Source organism: Achromobacter piechaudii NBRC 102461 (assembly GCF_001571245.1).
In the GTDB taxonomy this organism is placed as follows: domain Bacteria; phylum Pseudomonadota; class Gammaproteobacteria; order Burkholderiales; family Burkholderiaceae_B; genus Achromobacter; species Achromobacter piechaudii.
This window is the reverse complement of the sequence record NZ_BCTK01000023.1, coordinates 1-1,001: the sequence shown is the minus strand read 5'-3', so window position 1 is coordinate 1,001 and position 1,001 is coordinate 1. Positions and strand designations below refer to the sequence as shown.

Sequence of the window (1,001 nt, the reverse complement as noted above, 5' to 3'; positions counted from 1 at the left end):
ATCACGACCAACGAGGACACGCCGGTCAACATCAACGTCAACGCCAACGACACCTTCGAGAACGCAGGCCACGTCATCACGGCCATCGACGGCAACGCGATCATCGTCGGCGCGCCGCTCGCGGTCGCCAACGGCACGGTCCTGTTGCGGGCCGATGGCACCTTGGACTTCACGCCGACTGCCAACTACAACGGTTCCACCAGCTTCACGTATACGGTGACCTCTGGCGGCGCGGTCGAGACGGCCACGGTGACGGTGATGGTCACATCGGTGCCCGATGCGCCGATGACGGTGGATCCGGCTGTTCCCGGCCAGACCTTCGATTCTGCTACCGGCAACTACGCCACCAGCACCAGCGAAGACACGGCCGTTACCGGCCAGGTCTTGGCGACGGATGGCGATGGCGATCCGCTGGCCTACAGCGTGGGCACTGCGCCCACGCACGGCACGGTGACCGTCAATGCCACAACTGGCGTGTACACCTACACGCCGACGGCCGACTACTACGGCTCGGACAGCTTCGTCGTCAGCATCGACGACGGCACCGGCCATGTGACGTCGTCTACGGTCAGCGTGACGGTGTCGGCGGTGGTGGATATCGCCAACGATACGATCACGACCAACGAGGACACGCCGGTCAATATCAACGTCAACGCCAACGACACGTTCGAGAACGCCGGGCATACCATCACTGCGATTGACGGCAACGCCATCGTGGTCGGTACGCCGGTGGCGGTCGCGAACGGGATGGTCACGCTCAAGGCCGACGGCACGCTCGACTTCGCGCCCGCTGCCAACTACAACGGCTCGACCAGCTTCACCTACACGGTGACCTCGGGTGGGGTCGATGAGACGGCCACGGTCAGTATCACCGTGACGGCAGTTCCCGATGCACCGATGACGGTAGACCCTGCTGTTCCGGGTCAGACCTTCGATTCGGCGACGGGCAACTACGCCACGACGACCACGGAAGACACGGCTGCTACTGGCCAGGTTTTGGC

General features: G+C 63.8%; 1 protein-coding gene. It reads left to right on the top strand.

Translation table 11 applies throughout. From position 1 onward, the window contains the following. On the top strand, positions 1–1,001 hold a 1,001-nt coding region (locus API01S_RS28600), incomplete at both ends, for an Ig-like domain-containing protein (protein WP_156487210.1).